This is a genomic window from Sphingomonas sp. KC8, assembly GCF_002151445.1.
Classification (GTDB): Bacteria; Pseudomonadota; Alphaproteobacteria; order Sphingomonadales; family Sphingomonadaceae; genus Sphingomonas_E.
Genome location: NZ_CP016306.1, coordinates 208,596 through 231,706 on the forward strand (window position 1 = coordinate 208,596; position 23,111 = coordinate 231,706).

The 23,111-nt window shown below is 64.2% G+C and carries 24 protein-coding genes and 1 pseudogene; 10 read left to right on the forward strand and 15 right to left on the reverse strand.

The window, feature by feature from the left end; genetic code table 11:
• Position 1: 1 nt before the first annotated feature.
• The 7 genes from KC8_RS01030 to KC8_RS01060 are packed head-to-tail and all read right to left on the reverse strand — an operon-like array spanning position 2 to position 6,098.
• The gene (locus KC8_RS01030; protein WP_010125404.1) at positions 2-754 is read right to left on the reverse strand and encodes an enoyl-CoA hydratase family protein; all 753 of its coding nucleotides are present in this window, start codon (positions 752-754) and stop codon (positions 2-4) included.
• A gap of 13 nt (positions 755-767) precedes the next feature.
• Positions 768-1,847 carry an NAD(P)H-dependent flavin oxidoreductase gene (locus KC8_RS01035; RefSeq protein ID WP_010125405.1) on the reverse strand — a complete coding sequence of 360 codons (1,080 nt, stop codon included), beginning with the start codon at positions 1,845-1,847 and terminating at the stop codon, positions 768-770.
• On the reverse strand, positions 1,847-3,028 hold the full coding sequence (locus KC8_RS01040; protein ID WP_010125406.1) for a lipid-transfer protein: 1,182 nt from the start codon (positions 3,026-3,028) through the stop codon (positions 1,847-1,849). The genes KC8_RS01035 and KC8_RS01040 overlap by 1 nt, the downstream gene beginning before the upstream one ends.
• Positions 3,025-3,486 (reverse strand): Zn-ribbon domain-containing OB-fold protein, encoded by a 462-nt coding sequence (locus KC8_RS01045; protein WP_010125407.1) that lies wholly within the window; start codon positions 3,484-3,486, stop codon positions 3,025-3,027. The genes KC8_RS01040 and KC8_RS01045 overlap by 4 nt, the downstream gene beginning before the upstream one ends.
• The gene (locus tag KC8_RS01050) at positions 3,483-4,292 is read right to left on the reverse strand and encodes a CoA-transferase subunit beta (protein ID WP_010125408.1); all 810 of its coding nucleotides are present in this window, start codon (positions 4,290-4,292) and stop codon (positions 3,483-3,485) included. Before KC8_RS01050 ends, KC8_RS01045 begins: the two co-directional genes overlap by 4 nt.
• A gap of 10 nt (positions 4,293-4,302) precedes the next feature.
• Positions 4,303-5,196 carry a CoA transferase subunit A gene (locus KC8_RS01055; RefSeq protein ID WP_010125410.1) on the reverse strand — a complete coding sequence of 298 codons (894 nt, stop codon included), beginning with the start codon at positions 5,194-5,196 and terminating at the stop codon, positions 4,303-4,305.
• Positions 5,193-6,098 (reverse strand): VOC family protein, encoded by a 906-nt coding sequence (locus tag KC8_RS01060; RefSeq protein WP_010125411.1) that lies wholly within the window; start codon positions 6,096-6,098, stop codon positions 5,193-5,195. The genes KC8_RS01055 and KC8_RS01060 overlap by 4 nt, the downstream gene beginning before the upstream one ends.
• Positions 6,099-6,408: 310 nt before the next feature.
• Here KC8_RS01060 and KC8_RS01065 point away from each other — a divergent pair, with 310 nt between their 5' ends.
• Genes KC8_RS01065 through KC8_RS20465 form a run of 7 tightly spaced genes read left to right on the forward strand, consistent with a single transcriptional unit; the run spans position 6,409 to position 14,064 of the window.
• A complete protein-coding gene (locus tag KC8_RS01065) occupies positions 6,409-8,817 on the forward strand; it encodes a CaiB/BaiF CoA transferase family protein (RefSeq protein WP_010125412.1) in 2,409 nt (802 codons plus the stop codon).
• Positions 8,814-9,236, forward strand: a complete 423-nt coding sequence (locus KC8_RS01070) for a Zn-ribbon domain-containing OB-fold protein (RefSeq protein WP_010125413.1) — start codon at positions 8,814-8,816, stop codon at positions 9,234-9,236. The genes KC8_RS01065 and KC8_RS01070 overlap by 4 nt, the downstream gene beginning before the upstream one ends.
• A gap of 2 nt (positions 9,237-9,238) precedes the next feature.
• A complete protein-coding gene (locus tag KC8_RS01075) occupies positions 9,239-10,396 on the forward strand; it encodes a thiolase C-terminal domain-containing protein (protein WP_010125414.1) in 1,158 nt (385 codons plus the stop codon).
• The gene (locus KC8_RS01080) at positions 10,393-11,367 is read left to right on the forward strand and encodes an alpha/beta hydrolase (protein WP_010125415.1); all 975 of its coding nucleotides are present in this window, start codon (positions 10,393-10,395) and stop codon (positions 11,365-11,367) included. Before KC8_RS01075 ends, KC8_RS01080 begins: the two co-directional genes overlap by 4 nt.
• A 38-nt stretch (positions 11,368-11,405) precedes the next feature.
• Positions 11,406-12,701 carry a CoA transferase gene (locus KC8_RS01085; protein ID WP_010125416.1) on the forward strand — a complete coding sequence of 432 codons (1,296 nt, stop codon included), beginning with the start codon at positions 11,406-11,408 and terminating at the stop codon, positions 12,699-12,701.
• Positions 12,695-13,444, forward strand: coding sequence for an amidohydrolase family protein (locus tag KC8_RS20460; RefSeq protein WP_010125418.1), 750 nt, complete (start codon positions 12,695-12,697; stop codon positions 13,442-13,444). Before KC8_RS01085 ends, KC8_RS20460 begins: the two co-directional genes overlap by 7 nt.
• An 11-nt stretch (positions 13,445-13,455) precedes the next feature.
• Positions 13,456-14,064: an amidohydrolase family protein gene (locus KC8_RS20465; RefSeq protein WP_010125419.1), complete on the forward strand. Its 609-nt coding sequence runs from the start codon at positions 13,456-13,458 to the stop codon at positions 14,062-14,064.
• Here the strand turns inward: KC8_RS20465 and KC8_RS01095 are convergent.
• The 8 genes and pseudogenes from KC8_RS01095 to KC8_RS01130 form a co-directional block, all read right to left on the reverse strand.
• Positions 13,986-14,945 carry an enoyl-CoA hydratase/isomerase family protein gene (locus tag KC8_RS01095; RefSeq protein ID WP_010125420.1) on the reverse strand — a complete coding sequence of 320 codons (960 nt, stop codon included), beginning with the start codon at positions 14,943-14,945 and terminating at the stop codon, positions 13,986-13,988. The two genes, KC8_RS20465 and KC8_RS01095, sit on opposite strands and share 79 nt — an antisense overlap.
• Positions 14,945-15,712 (reverse strand): enoyl-CoA hydratase/isomerase family protein, encoded by a 768-nt coding sequence (locus KC8_RS01100; RefSeq protein WP_010125421.1) that lies wholly within the window; start codon positions 15,710-15,712, stop codon positions 14,945-14,947. Before KC8_RS01100 ends, KC8_RS01095 begins: the two co-directional genes overlap by 1 nt.
• A complete protein-coding gene (locus KC8_RS01105; protein ID WP_010125422.1) occupies positions 15,709-16,026 on the reverse strand; it encodes a DUF6285 domain-containing protein in 318 nt (105 codons plus the stop codon). Before KC8_RS01105 ends, KC8_RS01100 begins: the two co-directional genes overlap by 4 nt.
• Positions 16,023-16,477 (reverse strand): annotated as a pseudogene (locus KC8_RS01110) (endonuclease domain-containing protein). The gene KC8_RS01105 and the pseudogene KC8_RS01110 overlap by 4 nt, the downstream one beginning before the upstream one ends.
• 92 nt (positions 16,478-16,569) lie before the next feature.
• Positions 16,570-17,760: a phosphotransferase family protein gene (locus KC8_RS01115; protein WP_138956670.1), complete on the reverse strand. Its 1,191-nt coding sequence runs from the start codon at positions 17,758-17,760 to the stop codon at positions 16,570-16,572.
• Positions 17,741-18,754, reverse strand: coding sequence for a DUF7064 domain-containing protein (locus tag KC8_RS01120; protein ID WP_010125426.1), 1,014 nt, complete (start codon positions 18,752-18,754; stop codon positions 17,741-17,743). Before KC8_RS01120 ends, KC8_RS01115 begins: the two co-directional genes overlap by 20 nt.
• 90 nt (positions 18,755-18,844) lie before the next feature.
• On the reverse strand, positions 18,845-19,306 hold the full coding sequence (locus KC8_RS01125) for a VOC family protein (RefSeq protein WP_010125427.1): 462 nt from the start codon (positions 19,304-19,306) through the stop codon (positions 18,845-18,847).
• Entirely contained in the window at positions 19,299-20,069 is a 771-nt protein-coding gene (locus KC8_RS01130; RefSeq protein ID WP_010125428.1) for an SDR family oxidoreductase, read from the reverse strand. Before KC8_RS01130 ends, KC8_RS01125 begins: the two co-directional genes overlap by 8 nt.
• A gap of 140 nt (positions 20,070-20,209) precedes the next feature.
• Here KC8_RS01130 and KC8_RS01135 point away from each other — a divergent pair, with 140 nt between their 5' ends.
• The 3 genes from KC8_RS01135 (at position 20,210) to KC8_RS01145 (ending at position 23,109) form a co-directional block, all read left to right on the forward strand.
• Positions 20,210-21,730 carry a FadD3 family acyl-CoA ligase gene (locus KC8_RS01135; RefSeq protein WP_010125429.1) on the forward strand — a complete coding sequence of 507 codons (1,521 nt, stop codon included), beginning with the start codon at positions 20,210-20,212 and terminating at the stop codon, positions 21,728-21,730.
• Positions 21,731-21,738: 8 nt separating this feature from the next.
• Positions 21,739-22,566 (forward strand): acyl-CoA thioesterase, encoded by an 828-nt coding sequence (locus KC8_RS01140; protein ID WP_010125430.1) that lies wholly within the window; start codon positions 21,739-21,741, stop codon positions 22,564-22,566.
• 111 nt (positions 22,567-22,677) lie between these two features.
• On the forward strand, positions 22,678-23,109 hold the full coding sequence (locus tag KC8_RS01145) for a nuclear transport factor 2 family protein (protein WP_010125431.1): 432 nt from the start codon (positions 22,678-22,680) through the stop codon (positions 23,107-23,109).
• Positions 23,110-23,111: the final 2 nt, after the last annotated feature.

The window sequence follows — 23,111 nt, forward strand, 5'->3', positions numbered from 1 at the left end:
GTCAGAATTTAGCCGCCTGGCCCCCTTCGTGAACGAAGGCGTCGCGCGCCTTCTGGCTGTCTTCGTGCATGTACATTTCGAGCGTGAAGCCCTGCTCCCAGCGATAGCCCTGGTCAACATCGCGCGGTTCAAGGCCGTTCAGCGCTTCCTTGGCGATCGTCAGGGCCTTGCGGCTCTTGTCGGCGATCACGCCGCAGAATTCGCGCGCCTTGGCATAAAGTTCGTCGTTGGGCACGACCATTTCGACCGCGCCCAGACGATAGGCTTCCTGCGCCGAAATCTTGCCGCCTGTGAAGAATGCTGCGCGCACCTTCTGGATCGGGAACATGCGCTGGAGATGGCTGGCGCCGCCCATCGCGCCACGATCAACTTCCGGAAGCGAGAAATAGGCGTCTTCGGCCGCGATCACGACGTCGGATGCCCCGCAGATGCCGATGCCGCCACCGATGACGAAGCGATGGACGGCCGTAACCACGGGCAGTGGGTTCAGATGGATCGACTTGAACGTGCGGTAATTGCCGCGGTTCAGCTTGGTGATCAGCCCGGAATTGGCCTGCATTTCCTTGATGTCGACGCCGCCGCAAAAGCCCTTGCCTTCGGCGCGGATCAAGATGCAGCGAACGTCTTCGCGCAGGCCCAACGCGGTAATGTGCTCAGGCAGCTCGTTCCAGCCGTTCGAATCCAGCGCGTTGACCGGCGGATGATCGATGATGATTTCGCCGATGCGATTTTCGATATGGGTGCGAATAGGCATTCCTGTTGTCTCCTCAGGCCGCGGCTGCGGTGACGCCCGTCAGCGCCGATATGCGGTCGCGGGCTTCGGTTTCGATCGACGCGATCAACTCGGCACAGGTGGGCAGGGTCTTGATCCGGCCGCTCACCACGCCGGTGGCCAGCAGGCCATGTTCGATATCGCCTTCGACGACGGCTTTCTGGATCAGGGTCGGCGCAGCGGCGGCGAGCATCGCATGCATGAAGGACAGGCCGCCATGGCTGGTCATGCCCTTGGCCGCGGCGATCATTTCACCCCAACTGGCGCCGGTGCGCTTCTTCATTTCCAGCCCGCCTTCGATGGCGCGCAGCCACATGCCGATCGTGCCCGAAGACTCGATCTTGTCGAACAGCGGCGTGCGGACCATGCGCTGGGGCAGGCCATCGATCTTCTTGGTGACGATGATGTCGTCGGTGCCGGCCTTGACGTAAACGTCCTTGGCGCGCTGCGGTATTGGGCTTTCCTGCGTCATCAGGAAGCGCGATCCCATCGCGATGCCAACCGCACCGAAGGCAAGCGCTGCGGCCAGGCCGCGCCCATCGGCAAAGCCGCCGCAGGCGATCACCGGTACCTTCACCGCATCCAGTACCTGCGGCAGCAGGATGGTGGTGGGAACCGAGCCGGTATGCCCGCCGCCTTCGCCGCCCTGCACGGTGACCATGTCGACGCCGAGTTCGACCATCTTCTGTGCGTGCTTCACGGCACCCACGGTCGGGATGCAGAGGATGCCGGCGTCCTTGAACCGCTGGATCATCTTCTTGTCCGGGCCACGGCCGAAGCTGACGGCGCGGATACGATCCTTGTTGGCGATGACGAGATCGACGATCTCGGCGGCACCCGGCTGGAACATGTGGAAGTTGACGCCGAACGGCGCGGTCGTCGCTGCACGGACGATCGCGATCTTTTCGGCGGCTTCCTTGGGCGTCATCACGGCGACGCCAAGAAAGCCGAAGGCCCCGGCGTTGGTGGAAGCGATGACGAGCGAGGGTTCGGCCACCCAGCCCATCGCCGTCTGGATAACGGGAACGCGGCAGCCAAGCCGCTCGGTCAGGATCGTCCGCAAAGGATCAGTCATCAACGCACCACGATTACGGAGGAGCCATGGCCGAACAGGCCCTGATTGGCGGTAATGCCGACCTTGGCGCCTTCGATCTGGCGGTCACCCGCCTCGCCACGAAGCTGCCAGGTCAGTTCGCACACCTGCGCCAGCGCCTGCGCCGGCACCGCTTCGCCAAAGCAAGCCAGGCCGCCCGACGGGTTGACCGGAATTCGGCCGCCGATGCGGGTCTGCCCAGCGCGGGTGAGGGCGGCTGCCTCGCCACGTTCGCACAACAGGCAATCTTCGATCCAGTCGAGTTCCAGCGCGGTCGACAGATCGTAAACCTCGGCGACAGACACGTCCTTCGGGCCGATACCAGCCTGTTCATAGGCCTTCCTGGGCAGTGCCGAACGGAACTGCGTGGGCGCAACCGCCACCGCGCTGTCGGTGGCGAGATCCGGCATTTCGATTACCGACGACGCAAAGCTTGGCGTCACCGTGGAAATGGCGGCGATGCGGACGGCATCACCGCGGCCGATCTTGCGGGCATATTCCAGGCTCGACACGATCAGCGCGGCGCCGCCATCCGATGTGGCGCATACGTCCATCAGGCGCAGCGGATCGGCAACCATGGCCGACGCCGCGACGTCTTCGGCGGTGAATTTCTTGCGATAGCGCGCATAGGGATTGGTGAAGCCCTGTTCGGCATTTTTCACCTTCACCAGCGCGAAATCGTCCTGCGTGTCGCCGTAAATTTCCATGCGGCGACGGGCATAAAGCGCGAAATAGGTCGGGTTGGTGATGCCGACGCGGAAACGCACCCAATCGGGATCGTCCGGGCGTTCACCTTTGGCCGGGGCGAGGAAACCCTTTGGCGTGGTGTCTGCACCGACGACCAGTGCGACGTCCACTTCACCCGACAGGATTTTGGCGCGGGCTGCGGCCAGCGCCTGCGAACCGGACGCACAGGCGGCGTAGCTGGTATTGACCTCGGCCCCCTGCCAGCCCAGCGCCTGCGCGATGGTGGCACCAGCGACATAGCCCGGATAGCCGTTGCGCACAGTGCCGCCGCCGGAAATGAAGCGCACGTCGCGCCATTTCACGCCAGAATCCTTCAGCGCGGCACGGGCAGCAGCGACGCCATATTCAGCGAAGTTGCGGCCCCATTTGCCCCAGGGGTGCATGCCGACGCCAAGGATTGCGATTTCGCCGCTCATGCGCCGGCTCCTTCAACTGGTTTCCATTTCCAGGTGAGCTTGCCTTCCGGCAGCGTGGCGTCCGGCACCGTTTCCAGCACCAGTTCCATTTCCATCCCGGCCTTCAGGCTTTCGATGCCGACCCCTTCGACCACCTGGCCGAGGACCATCATCTTTTCCTTTTCCAGTTCGACCGCAGCGATCGCATACGGAACGAACGGATCAGCGGCGATATAGGGTTCGGGGGGCTTGTAGCAGGCGTTGGTGAACGACCAGACCTTGCCCGTCCGCGACAGTTCGACGCTTTCGAACGTCTCACCGTCGCAATCCGGATTGCGGCAATAGCCAGAGATCAGCTTCGGGAAATAATAGGTTCCACACGAAGCGCACTGGCTGCCGATGAGGTGCGGCGCCGCGCTATCGGTGGTAAACCACCCGTCGAGAACGGGAACTGTTGCCTGCGCGGCGCCTTCACTCATGCCACGGTTTCCTTCGCGATTGCCGGCGGATTGCCCTTGATGACGGTGGCACGATGGTTGTGCGGGTCAAGCCGGGCGATGATCGCAAGCTGTTCTTCGGTCGGCAGCGGCGTGGTTGGCAAGTCGCCGTCGACCTGAAGGTCGAAGCCGGTTGCTTCACGCACCTGATCGATGGTGACGCCCGGATGCAGCGAAAGAACGCGGATCGCGTGATCCTTGCCGCCGAAATCCATGACGCACAGGTTGGTGACGATCACCCGCAGGTCCACACCAGAATAGTTGCCGCCGGGCAGGCGACGCGCCGGGTTATACCCCACGCTCGACACCATATCGACTTCGCCTTCGACGAAGAGGCGCTTCGAGTGGAACGGCACGAACATCGAATTGATGTGGTAGATGCTGTTGCCGGGGAAACCGCGCACGCCCAGCATCTGGGTCTTCGGCTTGTCGTAGGTGCCGCCCAGATAGGACAGGTTCGTCTGCCCGAAGCGGTCGATCTGCGTGGGCGAAACCATCGCATGGCGACGGCCGGTCCACACCGCGGAATCGAAGAAGCGCGAGAAGGGCAGGTAGCCCGCCGCCTTGCGATCATCATAGCCGCGCGGGCCGATCGGAACCGGTTCTTCAACCAGAAATGCTTCGCCGTCTGTCATCATCAGCTGCGGCGTATGCGTCAGCTTGGCCAGGCTCGCGCCAAGACGCGGAACCGGGCCGATGCCGGTGGCGACGACTTCGCCATTCCCGCGCCACGCCTCGGAGCAGGCGACGATCAGCAGTTCGGCTAGCGAACAATCAGAAACGCTCATGCCTATTTCCTCAAAAGATTGGCAGGGGCAGCTTGGCAACTGCCTCGGCGCCGCCAATGGCGGCCTGATAATGGGCTTCGTCGGGGCCGACGAATTCAGCCATATACTTGTCCCAGCCGCCTTCTTCGCCGGCGCTGGCGGCATAAGCCTTGAAATGGCCCATGTCCCAGCCGTAGCTCGGCGGCAGCGAGGTCGGGTGAGCGCCCTGCGCGATTTCGACCACGCCGGTGACGAAGCAACGCTCGAAGGTATTGGCCTTCACGTCGTCCGGATAGCTGATGTCCATCCGCTCGACGACTTCTTCTGCCGAGACGTAGGTCTTTGCGGCCGCCTTGGCGAACCATTCGTCATAATAGGTATCGGGACCAAGTTGCTGCACGTTGCCGCGCTGATCGGCTCGGTGGACGTGGATCAACGCCACGTCGAGCTTGATCGCCGGCATCGCCAGCAGCACTTCGCCATCGGCGTACGGCGACGTTACGGTTTCGAACTTGCCGTAGGTCATCACGTCGGTGCCGAGGCCCACTCGGGTCGGCAGGAAGGGAAGCTGCATCGCGGCGGCCTTCAGGCCCCATTGCAGCATGCCTTCGTCCAGCTCCAGAATGTCGGCCAGCTGGCCCGCTTCGCGCACCTTGCGGAAGTAAGGCTCCAGCGGGATGGCGTCGAGCGAAACGAAGCCGAAGATCGCCTTCTTCACCTTGCCGGCGGCACAGAGCATGCCGATGTCAGCGCCGCCATAAGCGACGACGGTCAAATCCTTGAGGGACGAACGCAGGATCGCCCGGACCAGGGCCATCGGCTTGCGCCGTGGGCCCCAGCCACCGATCCCGATGGTCATGCCGTCCTTGAGCTGGCCGACGATTTCGTCGACCGTCATGCGCTTGTCGAAGGTCACTTCACTCACTGGCCGAAATCCCATTTATGACCCCAAAGATCTTCCTTGAGGGTGAAGGTGGGGGTGAACTTGCTCCAGTCGGGGCGAATCCCGCCACAACCATATTCGATATCGAAGCCGCCCGGTGTGCGCATATAGAAACTCACCATTTTATCGTTGGTGTGCTTGCCGAGCGTCGACGAGATATGCGTGCCGGCACCCGTGGCGCGATCGAGCGCAAGGCCGACTTCGTCCAGCGTTGCGACTTCGACCATGGTGTGCACCAGGCCCGATGGAACCGGAAACTGGGCAAGGCCGATAACGTGGTGACGCGGGCTTCCGGCGTGCAAGAAGTGCATGCTCATGCCGGGATCGTCCGGGCCGCCCTGCATGAAAACGCGCATTTCATCCGAATTGGCAAAGCCAAGATGGTCGACATAGAATGCGCGCGTTTCATCGATGTTCAGCGCAGGCAGAACGGCGTGGCCGAAGCCCATGTCATTGTCGCCATCCAGCGTGATGAATCCATCGACGGCCTGTGGTGAAACGAACGGGCTGCCCGCAGCTACGTGGCCCCAGCCGATTTCCAGCGGATTGCCGGCTGGGTCGCTGCAACGGAACATGTCGCGGAAACCACGCGCCAACGTATCGGCGGTGCTGGCCTTTTCGACCGCGACACCAGCGTTCTGGAGGTTGGCGAGCGCCGTCTCCCAATCACCGCGAGTCGCGCATTCAAGTCCGCTTGCCAGCAGCTTGTCGGTTCCGGTGGCTTCGATCCGGAAACGGAAGGGGCGATGATCCATGCGGTACAGCAGGACGCCATCCTCGGTCGAATCAGCGGGCATCAGGCCTACGACTGATTCGGCATATTGCGTCCAAGCTTGCAGATCGTGGGCGCCTATGACGAGATAGGCGAGCGAATGTACGGCCATGCCCCGATTACTCCTCTCTCCACCGCACTGCAGCGGCGTTTGATTGGGCTTCGGCTCTATCTGTGGCGACGCAGCATTTCAAGCATTGTTCGTCGCCCAAATTGGGCATCGAGTGCGCAAAGCGGTACTGAGAATGCGCCAAAGGCTTCGGGTGCGGAGTGATCGAGGTCATTTGCGTGGCAATCGGCATTGGTGGTTGACACTAAGCGTCATTCAAGCTGAATTGGATTCACGTTGGCGCGGGCGCTGGTCGTGCCGGAGCCAAGAGAAGGCAGTCGTGAAAACGCGGCGCCATTATGAGGAGAGTTTGATGTCCGGCGTTCTTGACGGTCTCAAGGTGCTCGATCTGTCCTGGGGGATAGCCGGCCCGATGACTGCAATGCTCCTCGCCGATCACGGCGCGCAGGTGACGCGGATCGAGCGGCCGGAAGGCGACCCGTTCGCACACATGCTCGGTTACAAGGTGTGGAACCGTGGCAAGCGGAACGCGGTGCTCAACCTGAAGGATGCAGGGGATCACGCGCTGTTCCTCAAGCTGGCGGCGGATGCCGACGTTCTGGTGGAAAGCTTCGCGCCGGGCGTGACGGAACGGCTGGGGATCGACTTCGAAACGCTGACGGCGATCAACCCCAGGCTGATATACTGTTCGATCAGCGCCTATGGCGAAGGCACGCCCGATCAGGACCGCAAGGGTTATGATGCGCTGGTTGCCGCGCGCGTGGGCCTGCAATTTGAACAACGGGGCCATGCAGAAGGCGCTGTCTGGCACATGACAGGACGTGAAAATCCGTTCATCGAGGCCGCTGACATTCAACCTGAATGGTTGCAGGGGGCGGATCGCGAAGGCCCGCTGTTTGTGGCATCGCCATGGCCATCGCTGGGCGCGTTCTTTTCTGCATCCACCGGAATCGCGGCGGCCTTGTTCGCGCGCGAAAAAACGGGGCGCGGGCAGCGGGTGCGCACGTCGTTGCAGCAGGGCGCGATGGCCTGCGCTTCCGGCGTCTGGCAGCGGATGGAGGAACCCGACGCGCCGGGGTTCAATACCTGGATCCTCAGTTCGAAATCACCCAAGGGGCATTTTAAGTGCAAGGATGGGCGCTGGGTGCATAATTGGGTGCCCAACCCGCGCTTCATTCTCGGGGCTTCGGCGGGCGATACGCTCAACGCATCGCCCGATCTGACGGTGCAGAACGATCCCGATCGCTTCGGTATCGGCCCGGAAGAATTGCTGGTGATGGCGCATTATCAGCCGATTTTGCAGGATGCGATCGCCAAGTTCAGCGCGGCCGAATGGGTGGAAGCTGCGCGCATTGCCGAAATGACGATGCAGGAATGCCGCCCGCTCGAAGAATCGCTCATCGACCCCTATCTAATCGACGATCGCTGCGTGACGACGGTGGACGATCCCGAACTCGGGCCGATCAACCAGGTGGGTATCACCTATCGGCTGTCGAACAGCCAGGGCAAAGTGCAGGGACCAGCGCGGGCGCGCGGTGCGGATACGGATGCGGTGAAAGCGGAAGCCGCGCGGTTGCCGGACCCGGTGAAGGCTTCGGCGAGCACCACGCCGGGCGATGCGCCGTTGAAGGGCATTCGGGTGCTCGATCTCGGCCTCGCCATCGCCGGGCCGTTCGGGTGTCAGTTGCTTGCCGATCTTGGCGCGGAAGTGATCAAGATCAACGCGCTGTGGGATACATATTGGCACAAGAACCACATCGCTTACGTCGCCAATCGCGGCAAAAGTTCGATTGCCTTGATGCTCAAGCATCCCAAGGCGATGGCAATCCTCAAGCAGTTGATCGTCACGGCTGACGTGGTGCAACACAATATGCGCTACGATGCGGTCGAACGGCTCGGGCTTGATTATGAAACCCTGTCGAAGGAGTTTCCGCGCCTCGTTTATTGCCACACGCGCGGGTTCGAAAAGGGGCCGCGCATGGGCCTGCCGGGCAACGACCAGACTGGCGCCTGCCTTGCGGGCATCCAGCATGAGGATGGCGCCGTCGCGCAGGGTGGCAAGCCGATCTGGGCGCTGACGTCGCTCGGCGATACCGGCAACGGCTTCCTGTCGGCAATCGGCATCATGAACGCGCTGATGGAGCGGGAAAAGACCGGCAAGGGGCAGTTCGTCGATACGTCGATCGTCAATGCCTGTCTGCTCAACACCAGCTATGCCGCAGCCAGGCCCGATGGCGGTGCGTTGCCTCGCCCGCGGCTCGACAAGGATCAGACCGGCTTTTCGGCGCATTATCGGCTGTACGAAGCGCAGGACGCCTGGGTGCAGGTGGCGGCGGTCGGCGATGCCGCCCAGGCAGCCTTTGACGGGTTGGTGGGCCGCGATCCGGCAGCCTTTTTCGCCAGCCGTTCGGCCGCCGACGCGCTGGCCGCATTGGCGCAGGCGGGGGTTCCGGCGGAATTGTCCGACGAAACCGCATCGCTGCGGTTGTTCGACAGCGATCTGCTGAAGCAGCGCCGCTGGACCGTCGAATATCATGATCCGGCCGTCGGCAAGCTCGAACAGGTCGGACTGACCTACGAACTGTCCGGCACGCCGGGCGTGATCCAGGGGCCGCCGCTGATCGTTGGCAAGGATACCGCCGCGATCCTCGCGGGCCTTGGCTATGATGAAGCGGCGATCGACGAACTGGCGGGCGAGGGCGCGATCGCCTGCGACCCACCACGCGCGACCCAGCAACAGATGCGGAGCCCATGGCAATGAGCGGCGAAAACCCGAACCCCAACCGGCCCGATCCGATCATGACGGTGGACGGCGCCCCCTTCTGGAAGGCCGCGAACGAGGGACGCTTCGTTGCGCAGAAATGCGGTGGTTGCGGGCGGCTGTGGCATCCGCCACGCGCCATCTGCCCCGAATGCCTGAGCAAGGACCGGCAGGAGCAGGAGCTTTCCGGCCGTGGTACGGTGATCAGTTGGGTGATGCCCATCCACCCACCGGCCTTTGGCTTTGATCAGCCGCCGATCGTTGCACTGGTCGAGGTGGAGGAGGGCCTTCGCTTTGTTACCAATGTCGAAGGTGCGGCACCCGATGCGATGCGTTTCGGCATGAAGGTCGACGTTGCGTTCGCCACCACGCGCGGTGGCCACAAGATCCCCGTATTCCGTCCCGCCAAGGAGGCCTGAGCATGGTCGACAGAAATGCCCAGGCCGCCATCGTCGGCATCGGCCAGACAGAGTTTTCCCGCAATTCGGGCCGTTCGGAACAGCAATTGATGGCCGAAGCGGTGTTAGCCGCACTCGACGATGCGGGGCTGTCCCCCAAGGATGTCGATGGCTGCCTGACGTTCGATCTCGACAATTCGGACGAGGTCGATCTGATGCGCAACCTCGGCGTGGAGGAGATCAAATATACGCTGCGCACGCCGCAGGGCGGTGCATCGTCGGTGACGACGCTGGTGCACGCCAAAAAAGCAGTTGAATCCGGCTTTTGCGACGTGATGGTGGTGTGGCGGGCGATGAATGAGCGGTCGGCCTACCGTTTCGGTCAGCCCAACCTGCAGATTTCGCCGAGCGGCAAGAGCAGCACCTTCGTCGAATGGTGCATGGCCTATGGCGCGCAGACGCCGGCCGTTTGGGAAGCGCTATCCTGCGGCCCCTACATGAACCGCTATGGCGTAACATCGGAGGACCTTGGCCGGATCGCGGTGTTGCTACGCGGCAATGCGGCGACCAACCCGAATGCGTGGTTCTATGGCAAGCCCATCACCCTGGACGATCACCAGAATTCCAAGTGGATCGTGGCGCCCTGGCTCCATCTGCTTGATTGCTGCCAGGAATCGGATGGTGGCGTGGCCCTGGTGATCGCGCGCGCGGACCGTGCGCGCGATACAAGGAACAAGCCGGCCCGCATTCTCGGCGCGGAATATGCCTTCCTCAAAAATCACGAGATCATCTCGGATTATTATGAGGGTGACCTGGCTGAACTGGACGTGTCGCGCCGCGTGACCGAACGCCTGACCAAGGCAGCGGGGCTCGCGCCGCGCGACACCAATGTCGCGATGATCTATGACAATTTCACACCGCAGATTCTGCGCCAGACCGAAGGGTTCGGCTTTTGCGGGGCAGGTGAGGCCAAGGACTATATCCGCGACGGCCATATGAACCTCGATGGGCGTCATCCGCTCAGCCCCAATGGCGGGTTGATGGGTGAAGCCTATATCCACGGCATGAACAACATCACCGAAGGTGTTCGCCAACTGCGGGGAACCGCCGCCAATCAGGTGAAGAATGTGGAGACGGTGTTCTGCGCATCGGGCGTCGCCGGGGCGATTCTCGGTCTGTGAATATCACCGCCGCCCGCATCGCGACCGACAGCGTCGCTCGCCCGCTTTCCTTTGACGTCGGTTCGCTGACGGACGGGGGCGAGGCCATCACGTTGGTGGTGGACGTCCACTATCCGACGCGGCTGGCGGCGCGGCCGGTGCTGTTCTGGTGTGTTCCAGGCGGAGGGGTATCGCGGAACTATTACCATCTTGCGGATCCGCAAGGGGATGGCGCTGGTGGGTTCAGCTTTGCTGCAGCCATGACGGCGGCGGGACATATTGTCGTTACCGTGGATCCCGCCGGTGTGGGGGAAAGCACTCGCCCGAAAGACGGCTATTCGCTGACGACCGATGCTGTGGCCACGGGCAATGCCCGGGCGCTTGCCGAATTCCGTGGGCGACTGGCTGTGGGCGGGATCGAAGGCCTTCCCCCGCTTGCCGATGTGAGGGTCGTCGGTACGGGCCATTCTGCGGGAGCAATGATCAGCGTCGTTCATCAGGCGGCGGTCCATGATTTCGATGCCATGCTGCTGTTCTGTTTCGGCACGGCTGGTCTGCCGGAATATATGGACGATGTGCACCGTGCGGCGCTTCTTGAGCCAGATGGAGGCCGATCGCGCATCGTGGAATTTGCACGGGCCCGCTTCGGGGCCGAACCCTATTTGCCGGCACCCGTTCAGGACAAGGATACACCGGCCGGGCGGGCGTTGCGGGCCGTGATGAACCATGTCCTTGCCAATATTGGCATGCATGCAATGTTGCCCGGCAATGTTGCACGCGAGCTGGGCGAACTCGACGTCCCTGTATTCCTGTCGGTCGGTGATCGCGACATGACCGGACCGCCCCACTTGATGCCGCGCGATTACAAGGCATGCCCGGATTTCACCCTATATGTCGTGCCGACATCTGGTCATCACGTCTTTGTCGCGCCCGGCGTGGAGCGGCTATATGGCAGAATTGTCGGCTGGTTGGATGGCCTTCTGCGCGACTGACCCTCGCTTGCCGGCCATGATGCGGGCATGATCCGCCGATGAGCGAGACGCTTTCCATCATCGCCGATCGCGCGAACTGCCTGCTCGCGGATCTCGGCAGTAAGGCTGACATTCGCCCCGTGGGGGACCATCCAGCGCTGAGCTGGCGGCGATCCGGCCTGATGGCAGTTACCGGTCAACCAGACGGACCTGGCCTCGTCTGCCCTGCAGCGTTTACGCTGGCGGCGGATGCGGCGCTTGCGGCGCTCGGTGCGCTTGCGCCCGGTGCGTCTCTGCCGTTGAACGGGGCCTTGCTACTCGGCGAGCGCGCACGTCTGATGGGGTTGCAACGTCGTGGACGTGTTTCCGCGAATGGATCATGCCACCTGCTTGACGCGGCGGACGGGGTATTCGCGCTGAACCTGGCACGGGATGATGATTGGGGGCTGATCTCCGCGTGGCTTGAAGAGGATGCGATGGATTGGCCGGCGATCGATCGCGCGGTCCGTACGCGTTCGGCTGGTGATTTGATGGCGCGGGGCATCGAACTGGGCCTGCCCATTGCGCTTGATCGTCCCCCGGTTGCTTCGCGCCAATGGTTCGTGGCGACGGAACCGGTTGTCGCGCGAGGGATGCGCCGGACGCCTTTGGTGGTCGATTTTGCATCGTTGTGGGCAGGGCCATTGGCTGCGTCGCTGCTGGGAATGGTCGGCGCGCATGTGGTGAAGGTGGAAAGTTCCCGGCGGCCGGATGGCGCCCGAATGGGACATGCCGGCTTTTTCGATCTCCTGAATGGCGGCAAGAAATGTGTGGCCATCGATTTTTCTGCCGAAGATGAACGGCAAGCGCTGCGCGACCTGGTTGCGAGCGCCGATATCGTCATCGAAGGCTCGCGCCCCCGCGCGCTGGCGCAACTTGGTATAGATGCGGCCGCCGCCGTTGCCGCCGGAACGATCTGGGTTTCGATCACCGGGCATGGCCGGGTGGGGGCTGCCGCGGACCGGGTGGGTTTTGGTGATGATGCCGCCGTCGCCGCGGGACTTGCGTCGGTGATGGCCGATGGCTGGGGCAAGGCGATGTTCGCGGGCGATGCGATTGCCGATCCCCTGACCGGTCTGTTCGCTGCGCTGGCGGCGTGGGCGACATGGCGGGCGGGCACAGCACGACTGATCGAGCTTTCGCTGGCGGGGACGACGGGGCATGTCCTTGGCCAAGAGCGCGCCGATCGCGCAATGCTGCTTGAATGGCAGGCGATGGCGGAACGGGATGTGACGCCATTATATCCCCTGCGACAGCCAAGGATGGCGGCAGCACCGCTTGGCCATGACACCTTGGCGGTGCTCGCGTCATGCTGATTGTCGATGCCGAGGTTGGCGGGCGCATCGTCGATATCCGGCTAAGCGATGGCCGAATAGCTGCGATCGCGCCGATGTTGCCGATCGTCGCGGGAGAGGCGATCGTCGAGGCGCGGGGCGGCGCGGTTTTGCCGGGGTTGCACGATCACCACATCCATCTGAATGCCCTGGCGGCGGCCTTGGTGTCGGTGCGCTGCGGGCCACCGGATGTGCTGACGCTCGATGGATTGGCGACGGTGCTGCATGCTGCGGACGGCATGGGGTGGTTGCGCGGTATCGGCTACCACGAAAGTATCGGCCGGATTGACCGCGATTGGCTTGACCGGCACGGGCCGGATCGCCCGATCCGCATCCAGCATCGCGGCGGCCGGATGTGGGTGTTCAACAGCCGGGCGATCGCGGTGCTGGGCGGCGGGCCGGAGGACGGCCGTCTGGTCGATGGCGACATCTGGCTGCGTTCGCGGTTGCAGTCTGATCCGCCCGATCTGCAGCCGGTGGGGGCAGCATTGGCACGCTATGGTGTCACCGGGCTGACGGAGGTCACGCCGCGTAACGGTCCCGACGATCTTGCCCGCTATCGCGCGGCGGATTTGCCACAAAGGCTGCTGGTGATGGGCCAGCGTTCGCTGGATGATCGGCCGGGGTGGGGGCGGTCAAGCTCCACTATCACGATCATGATTTGCCCGGCCTTGATCCATTGGCGGCGGAGATCGCCGGTGCGCACGATGCCGGGCGACCAATAGCCGCGCACTGCGTGACGCTGGCGGAACTGATGCTGATGCTTGCTGCGATCGAGACGGCTGGCGTTCATCCGGGTGACAGGATCGAGCATTGCGGTGTGGCGCCGCCAGACATCATCGCCTGGATCGCGCGGCTGGGGCTGACGGTGGTGACCCAGCCGCATTTCGTGGCCGAGCGGGCTGCTGCCTATCGGGTCGAAGTCGATCCGGTGGATCGCCCGTTTCTATATCCGCTGCGGTCGCTGAAGGCGGCGGGAATACGCGTTGCGGCAGGCAGCGATGCACCGTTCGGCGGGCTTGATCCATGGGCGGCGATGGCGGCGGCGGTGACGCGGCCTGATGGGCTGGGACCGGAGGAAGCGGTGACGCCCGAGAAGGCGCTGGCTTTGTTCACCGGAACCGCGAGCGATCCGGGAGGCGCCGCACGCGAGGTGGCGGTGGGCCAGATCGCGGACCTGTGCCTGATCGACCGGCCGTGGAAAATCGCCCGGCGCGATCTGGCCGCGGTGACGGCGCGGGCGGCGTTCGTTGGGGGGGCGCCAATCTATGACGCGATGGCGTCGACCAGTCCCCATTCCAGCGCGGTGGCAGCGGGGATGCGGCGCATCGACAGCGCCATATAAGCGGTCCGCTGGCGGCCGATCCGGCGGGGCAGGCTGGCGGTGCCGCCGGCGCCGGGGATCAGGCCATATTTGAGTTCGGGCAACTGGAACCACGCATCGGGCGTGGCGGTGAGGCGGCTGGCGAATGCGGCCATTTCCACGCCGGCACCGATGGCGGCACCGGTGACATGGACGCTGAGCCGGCCTGTCAGCTGCGCGAGGCGGCGGGCCGGGAGGCGGAGCGTGCGGACCCAATGGGCGGTGGCGGGATCGCTGGCGAGGCCAAATTCGGCAACTTCGCCGCCGGTGGAAAAGCAACGGCCGGTGGCGGCCAGGTGGACGTGGGGGCAGGCGGGATCGGCCAAAGCGAGGTCCAATGCTTCGGACAGGGCGTCGCGCATTTCGACGTCGATGGCGTTCAGGGTAGCGGGGCGATTGAGTGTCAGGTTGAGGCTGGAATCGGTTATTCCTATTTCAAGCGGCGGGGTGTTGTTGGAAATATGTTGGATTCTGGTGAAGGTTAGGCGCTTAAATTCAGGGCCTTGCTGAAGCGTGCCATAAGCGAAACTTTCGGCGGTCAGCGCGGCGTGGAGATCGAGATGTTCGCTCGCGCGCAGATGCTGGACGAGTACCATCGCCGCAATCGGGGTGGTGCTGACATTGCGGGCGATCACCGCCAGGCCTGACGGATCGGGCAACACGACATCGCAGGCGGCACCGAGCGGGCCGGCGCCGATGCCGATCACCGGGCAGGGCAGGCCGCGCAGCCAATCGCCAAGGCCCGCATCCGCGCCATCGAGCGACAAGGCGAGGAGCGGGCGTGGGCTGTCAGGCCCGAAATCTTCCGCCAGCGGCCGCGCGGCGGCAAGCGCGGCGACGGCGTTGGCGGAGAGGATTTCCATTACCGGCTTTTCGCGAAGAACGCGTCGAGCGCGGCCTGCGTTTCGGGCTGGGCGGCGGACCGGGCGATGCCACCGGCTTCGATCGCGAGCTGATCGGCGAGGCCATTGCCGTGGCTGGCGTGCAACTGCCGCTTGAGCACGGCGAGGGCATCGGACGGCAGGTCCGCCAGTTGGGCGGCGACGCGCGTGGCTTCGGCGTTGAGCGCATCATCCGCCACGACGCGCGCGACAAGGCCGAGGGCATGGGCATCATCGGCAGTAAGAACCGGGTTCAATGCCATGATTTCGAACGCCTTTTGCCGGCCGACAATGCGCGGCAGGAACCATGTGGCGCCACCATCGGGGGTGAGGCCCGATTTGGTATAGGCCGCGACCAGCTTGGCCGATTGCCCGGCGATGACGAGATCGGCGCCGAGCACAAGGCTGAACCCGCCGCCCGCCGCCGTGCCGCCCAGCGCCACGACGAGCGGGGCGGGCGACAATTGCAGCCGTTCGATGCCGAGATGGAAGGTGGACGCCATTTCCAGCACATGGCGTTCGGCGCGGTGGCGGTTGGCGACCATTTCCGCCAGATCGCCGCCGACCGAAAAAACCGGCCCTTCGGCGCGCAACAGGATGACGCGGACGCTGGCGTCGGACTGGATATCGAGCGCGGCGGCGGCGAAATCCTGAAGAAATTCTAGGTCGATCGCGTTGCGGCGGCCGGGGCTGGCCAGGCTGAGCCGGGCGACGCCATCGGCGATTTCAAGCGAGATACGGTCGGTCATGCGGGGCGGTGCTCCGGTGCGAGATGATCGGGTTTAGTGATGGCGACGCGGGCGATGGTGCGATCGAGGATGGCGGTGAAGGTGGCATCCCAATCGGCATCGCGTTCGCCCGCACGGATGGCGGTGACAAGCGCGGCTTCATCCTGATCGGCCAATGGTTCGCCCCGCAATTCGCGTTCAACCATGGCGAGGATATGGCCGCAGACGAGCGCCTGATAGCGATCGCCACTGTCGAGTTTCGGCCCGATTTCGCGCAGAAATTCGGTGACGGTGCCGACGAGATCGGCGGTGGACGGGCGGTAGTGGTGGGTCATTGGCGGTTCCGCGTTGGATCGGTGGCTTGTGAGGCTGGGGTGTTTGAGATGGGTGGTTGCCCCTTCTTTCTCCCCTCCCTGGAAGGGAGGGGTTGGGGTGGGTTCCGCCGAGGCGCTCGGCGGTCTTCGTCAAGATATCTTCGGTCACGCCATCCGGATTGGCGAGCAACTCTCCGTTCCAGTATCGCAAAACCGTCCAACCGGTTTGTTGCAGGAATAGCGATCGGCGGGCGTCATAGGCTTCGGCATTAAGGTGCTGGCTACCATCGAGTTCGATCGCCAGCTTGGCGGAACGACAGGCGATATCGAGGATGTAAGGGCCGACGACGAGTTGCCGGGTGAAGCGCGGCCGATAGCAAGACAGCCGCCGCCAGATGAGGCGTTCGGCCTCGGTTTGCCGGTTGCGCAGCGCGCGGGCGTTGGCGGTCATATGTTCTGGGACACGGCGCATGGGGCTGAGGTTAGCGAGGCGCACTGCGTGCGCCAACCCACCCCCAACCCCTCCCTATTAGGGAGGGGAGGAAGAAGGGGAAGGAGGGTTGGTCAATCATACCTTCCGCCCAAGGTCATCAGCAGATCATATTCCATCAGCGCGGTGTTGCGGCCGCAGACGGCGTAGGCCGGCGAGCGGCGGCCGCGTTCGAAGCCGTGGGCTTGCAGGATGTTGTACATCGCCCAGCGGACAAGGCCGTAGCGTTCCCACCAGCGGATTTCATCCGGGTCGAGGCGGGGGCCGCCGGCGTCGGCATAAGCGGTGATGAGTTCGTCGCGGGTGCCGAAGCCGCCGGCGTGGCGGGTATCCTGTCCGAAGCGCCAGGAGCGGGTGCAGAGCCAGCCGAGATCTTCGACGCCCGACCCCAGATGGGTGCATTCCCAATCAAGCAAGGCGGCAAGGCCGGTTTCGCCCACCATGAAATTGCCGTTGCGGAAATCGCCATGGACGAGCGCGCGGGGGCGTGCCGGCGGGCGGTGGGTTTCGAGCCAGCGCAGGCCCAGTTCGAGCGCGGGATGCGGTTCATCGAGCGCGTCGATGCGCAGGCGCATGGCGGCGACGGGATCGGCGGATTCGGGGATGGCGTTGAGGAAAGCGAGGGGATGGCTGGTTGCCCCCAGTTCGTCATTCCCGCGTAGGCGGGAATCCATATTCTCTGACGTGGCGTCTCTTTCGAGAACGCATGGGTTATGGATCCCCGCCTGCGCGGGGATGACGGTGTGTGGGGGGGGCGCTTCAGCTTCAGGAGATCCCAGCGTTCGCTGGGATGACGTGTGTGTGGGGATGACGGAAGAGGGGGGAAGTGCCGGAACATCCAGCCCATGCAGCCGGACCAGCGCTTGGGCCAGTTGGCGCAGCAGCGCGGCCCGGTCGTCGCGTTCGAGCAGGCGGCGGGGCAGGGTTTCGCCGGCGACGAAGGCGGTGACGAAGCCGGGGCCGAGCGTGTCGGCAGCGTCATATTCGAAGATCGGTTCGGGCACCGGCACGCCGGCGGCGTGGACATGGGCCATGAGGCGATATTGCTGGGCGGGGGTGAGGAAGGGGTTGGCTTCCCCGTCAAAGGTTTCTTCGCGCGATACCAGGCGCTTGCGGGATGATCCTTCGACGAGATCGAACAGCAGGGTGCGGTTCGATCCGCCCAGGGTTGCCTGCACCACATGTTCCACGCACGCGGCCTGGCCGAAGCGGCGGCGCACTGCCGCCGTCAGCGCGGATGCGGGGTCAGAGGGGGAAGCCGGCAAGGGTTCCGTCCTTTGCGACCTGTTCGATATATTCGGTCATGCCGTAGCCGACGACGCCATCCCAGGTGAAGCGGGTATGCCCTTCGGCGATGCGGCTGAGCAGTTCCTGGCCGTTTTCTTCACGCCGGTTGCGCAACGGGGCCATCGACAGGATTTCGCCGGTGATTTCGGCGGTGAGGCCGGTTTCGGTGCGGACGATGATGCGGACGCTGGCCGGGTCCTTCGCGTCCGTCCAGTCGGTGATCGCGTCGAAATCGGTAATTTCATGGTAGCGGCCGTCGACCAGCAGCACGCCCGAACGGCGGGTGCGGCCGGTTTCGTCGGCGATGCGGTGGATCATGAAGCCGCGGCCATCGGGGAAGGCGGCCAGGAACAGCCGATACCAGATGATGTTGGTCCACCAGCGCGGACCCCAGCTATGATCGCGCCAGCCATGGCCGTTGATCGGGAAATGTTCGTCACCGATGGTGATGTGGCCGCTGGCGGCGATGTGCTGGTTGAAATGGCCGAGCGAAAAATCGCGGCCGTACATGGTGGGCACGTCATCGCGCACCGGTTCACCCCCATGCTGGGGCGATATGGTGTCGAGCTGCCATGCGACCGTGCAGGGCAGGCGCGGGGCGGTGGCGAACAGGCGGGCGGGATCGCGCAGATCATCGGGGTTGGTGACGATCGTCACCTCGCCTTCGTAAGTGGCGTCAAGGCGTTGCATCGGGGTGATGACATCGAAGCGCAGGCCGCCGGCGTCGAACGCATCATTATGGGCGATGCGCGGGCGGCTGAAGCGCACCGCGATGCGGCCGTCGGGAAGGTACAGGCAGACCGACAGTTCGGCGCGGCCTTCGTTCACCCGGTTGCCGAGCCGCATCCACCCGCCGACGCCGCTTATGTCGTCGAACGCGTTGACGTAGGTGCTTTCGTTGAAATTGGGTTCCGGCCCCGGGGGATGGGGATATTCGTCGGCTTCCGTCAGCCGGAAATCGGCGGGGTTCATAGGCTACCTGTCCTTGGTCGGCCGGTCTGCGCCGGCCTTTGGTGAATCGCATTCACCTTATGGCGGGTGGACGCCCCCGCCAAGCCCCGATCATGCCTCCAACGGCTGATATAATTCGATGCGGAAGCCATCCGGATCGATCAGATAGACGATCCGGCCGTAGAATAAGGGGTTGGGCGACGTCGTCATCGGCGGGGAGACGAAGCGGTGGCCCTTGGCGAGAAGGGCGGCGTAGAGGCCATCGACATCATCGACGACCACCGCGAAATGGCCGGCACCCGCATTGCCGTTGGCGGGATCCACCACGACCCCGCCATTGGTATATTCCAGCAGTTCCAGCAACTGATCGGCGCGGCCGAAGTTCAGGAACGCCTGCCGCACCGAACAGCCCGGATAGCCGGTGACCTTGCCGACGCCGGGGCCGGTGCGGTCCCACGGCCCTTCCACCGTGACATCGAAGATCGCGGTGTAAAAGGCGATCGACCGATCAAGATCGGCGACCGTGAGGCCGACATGGTTGAGGGCTTTGATCCGGGTGCGCGGTTCAGGCAACGCCGTTGGCCTTGAGGATCGAGAAGAAGGGCGGCAGTTCGCCACCGCCATCGACTTCCCAGGCAGCGCCGTTGACGTAGCCGGCATAGTCCGACGCCATGAACAGGCAGGCCGACGCGATGTCCTGGCCCGTGCCGAGCCGGCCGATCGGCTGGTTGGCGATGATCTGGTTCTGGATATCTTCGGACCCGTAGGTGGCGGCCGCATCCTCGGTGCCGATCAGCCCGGCGATGATCGCGTTGACGCGAATCTTGGGCGCCCATTCCTGCGCCAGGCTGCGGGTGAGGCCGAGCAGGCCGGTTTTCGCCGCCGCATAAGCCGAGGTGCCGGGCGACGGGCGGATGGCCGAAACGCTGGCGATGTTGATGATCGCCGTCTGCCCCGCAGCCTTCGTCAGCCACGGATGCGCCGCGCGGCTGACGTGCAGCGGGGCGAGCAGGTTGAGCGCGATGATCGATTCGGAAAAACGCGGGGATGCGGTGGCGGCATCCACATGCGGCGATCCGCCGGCATTGTTGACGACGATATCGACATGGCCATGTTCCGCGCCGATCGCGGCGAGCATTTCTTCCACCTGATCGGCCTTGCGCACGTCGCAGGCGTGGAACGTCGCGGGCAGGCCATCGCCCGGCGGCGTGCGGCCGCAGGTGTGCACTTTGGCGCCCACCTCGGCAAAAGAATTGACGATATCGCGGCCGATGCCACGGCTACCCCCCGTCACCAGCACAATTTTGTCGTCAAAGCGCAGACGCCGCTCAGCCAATTTCCTGTCCCTTCCCATCGCGGGTTTCGTTGACAATGAAATCACGATAGATGAAGCGGAGCGACAGGCAACAACCAATATGCGTAATCATTGCGCGTATGGTCTACGCATATCGGTGATGAAGGGTTGGAGAGGTGCGGATGGAGACGATTCCGGGCGTCGCAAAAGCGGCAGCGGGCCGATTCGGCGACAAGGCGGCGATCGTCGATGGCGACCGTTCGATCAGCTATTCGGGGCTGTGGGACGCGATCTTGCGCGCGGCGGCCGGCTTTGCGGCAGCGGGCCTCGTCAAGGGCGACCGCGTTGCGATCTGGGCGCCGAACCGGCTGGACTGGATCGTCGGCTGCATCGGCGCGCAGGCGGCAGGGTGCGTGGTCGTTCCGCTCAACACCCGGCTGAAGGGCGGCGAGGCGGCGTTCATCCTGAACCGCAGCCGCGCGCGCTGGGTGATGACGGTCGACAGCTTTATCGGCAATGATTACCGCGCGATGCTGGCGGGCGAGGACCTGCCGCATCTGGAACGGATCATCACGTTCGGGCCGGAATGGGATGCATTCCTGGCGGACGCGAAGCCCGATGCCGCGACCGAGGCGCTGGTGGACACCGTCACCGCCGACGACCCGTCGGACATCATGTTCACGTCGGGCACGACCGGCGATCCCAAGGGCGTGATCAGCGGCCACGGCCAGACCTGCCGCACCTATCGCAGCTGGACCAATTCGGTGGGGCTGACCGATCAGGACCGCTACCTGATCGTCAACCCGTTCTTCCACAGCTTTGGCTACAAGGCCGGCTGGCTGCCGTGCCTGATGATGGGCGCGACGATCTACCCGCTGGCGAATCTTGATGTGGCGAAGCTCGTCGCGCTGGTGTCCGAGCACAAGATTACCATGCTGCCTGGGCCGCCCGCGATCTTCCAGACGATCCTGGCGACCGACATCGGCGACGCCGACCTGTCGTCGCTCAGGCTGTCGATCACCGGTGCGGCATCGATCCCGCCGGCGCTGATCGAACGGATGCGCAGCGACCTTGGCATCGAAACGGTGCTGACCGGCTATGGCCTGACCGAAACCTGCGGCACGGTATCGCTGTCCGACGCGCATGACCCGGCCGAAGTGGTGGCGACGACCTGCGGCAAGCCGATCCCCGGCATCGAAGTGCGCATCGCCGACGCCGAGGGCAATGTGATGGCGCAAGGCGAAGAAGGCGAAGTGCAGATTCGCGGCTTCAACGTGATGCTCGGTTATTTCGAGGATCCGGTGGGCACGGCAGAGGCGATCGACAAGGACGGCTGGCTGCATACCGGCGACGTCGGCAAGTTCGTCGATGATGGCCGGCTGGTCATCACCGATCGCATGAAGGACATGTATATTTCGGGCGGGTTCAACTGCTACCCGGCCGAGATCGAGAAGATCCTGCAACGGCATCCGCAAGTGGCGCTGGCGGCGGTGATCGGCGTGCCCGACGAGCGGATGGGCGAAGTGGGCAAGGCGTTCGTGATCCCCGTCGCAGGGGCCAAGCCCGACCCGGCCGAACTGGCGGCCTGGGCGAAGGCGAACATGGCGAATTACAAGGCGCCACGCTATGTGGAAGTGGTGGAAAGCCTGCCGCTGAACGCATCGGGCAAGGTGCAGAAATTCGCGCTGAAGACCCCCGCCTGAGCCGGGCCGTGGCGGGGTTTTTCGCCATGGAGCCGGGCATCGGGCCGGGCAGGTGGCTGGTCGAGGCGGCGCCATGGCTGACCGTGGGACCGCCCGCAACCGCCTTCATGTTCGGCGGTGTCGGGCTGGGCGCTTCGGTGGAGGCGGCGGAGCGCACCACCGGACGATCGGTGGTGTGGGCGACCGCGCAATACCTGACCTATGCGCCACGCGGCGCTACCGTCGAGTTCGAAGTGACGCCACTGGTGGAAGGCCGGCAGACCAGCCAGGTGCGGCTGACGGCCTGGGTGGATGGCCGGCAGATGCTGGGCGCGGGCCTGTCGCTGGGCGAAAAGCCGGGGGCGGTGCGCCGCCAGTTCGTGGCCCCGGGCATCGTGCCACCCCCGCAGGATTGCCCGCCCATGCCGCTGCGCTGGGGTTCGGCGCCCGACGACCTTTATTCGCGGCTGGAAACCCGCGTCGCCAAGGGCTGGGACGCGACCGGCGACGATGTGGGGCATATGGTGTTCTGGATGCGCCCGACCGGCAAACCGGGCATGGGCGGCGGCCCGATCGACCGGCCGATGCTGGCGATCATGGCCGATTTCGTGCCCGCGTCGATCGGCAACGCGCTGTCCGACGGCCAAGGCGATGTCGCCGCCAACAGCCTGGATAATTGCATCCGTTTCCTCAACATCGTCGATACCGAATGGGTGCTGTGCGACATTCGCGTGCACGGTGCTGCATCCGGCTTTGGCCATGGCGAAATGCTGCTGTTTGCGCAGGATGGCACGTTGATGGCGACGGCCAGCCAATCGGTGATCCTGCGCAGCCTGCGTTATCAGCAGGCCGGGTGAAGTGATTTCCCGATTCCAGCAACAGCCGGCGTGTCGCCGACTGGCATAAGCCGCCAAGACAGGCCCGACCCCGGATGTGTTCGGGATGGTGAGTTGGAGAGGAGCGACCTTATGGCCGACGTAAACGAGAGCGATTTCATCCAGGCCCCGACCGACGGCCCCGGCCCGGATCATATTCGCTGGGCGATGGAAACCTATGGCCAGCGCATGGGCGCCGCCGACCTTCCCGGCGTGCTGGCGCTGTTCCACCCCGACGCGGTGATCGAAGATCCGATCGGCACCGGCGAAAAGCATGGCCATGCCGGCATCGGCGAATTTTTCCAGGCCGGGTTCGATGCGATGCAGGGCGGGATCCTGCTGACGCTGGACGGCGCGGTGCGCGTGGTTGGACGTTATGGCGCGGCTGCCTATATTGCCAAGCCGGTGAACTATCCGGTCGCGGTGGAGATCGAGACGCTCGACGTGATGGAATTCAATGATGATGGCCTTATCGTGCGGATGACCGCTTATTGGGGCGATACCAACCGCAAGATTCTGGGCTGATT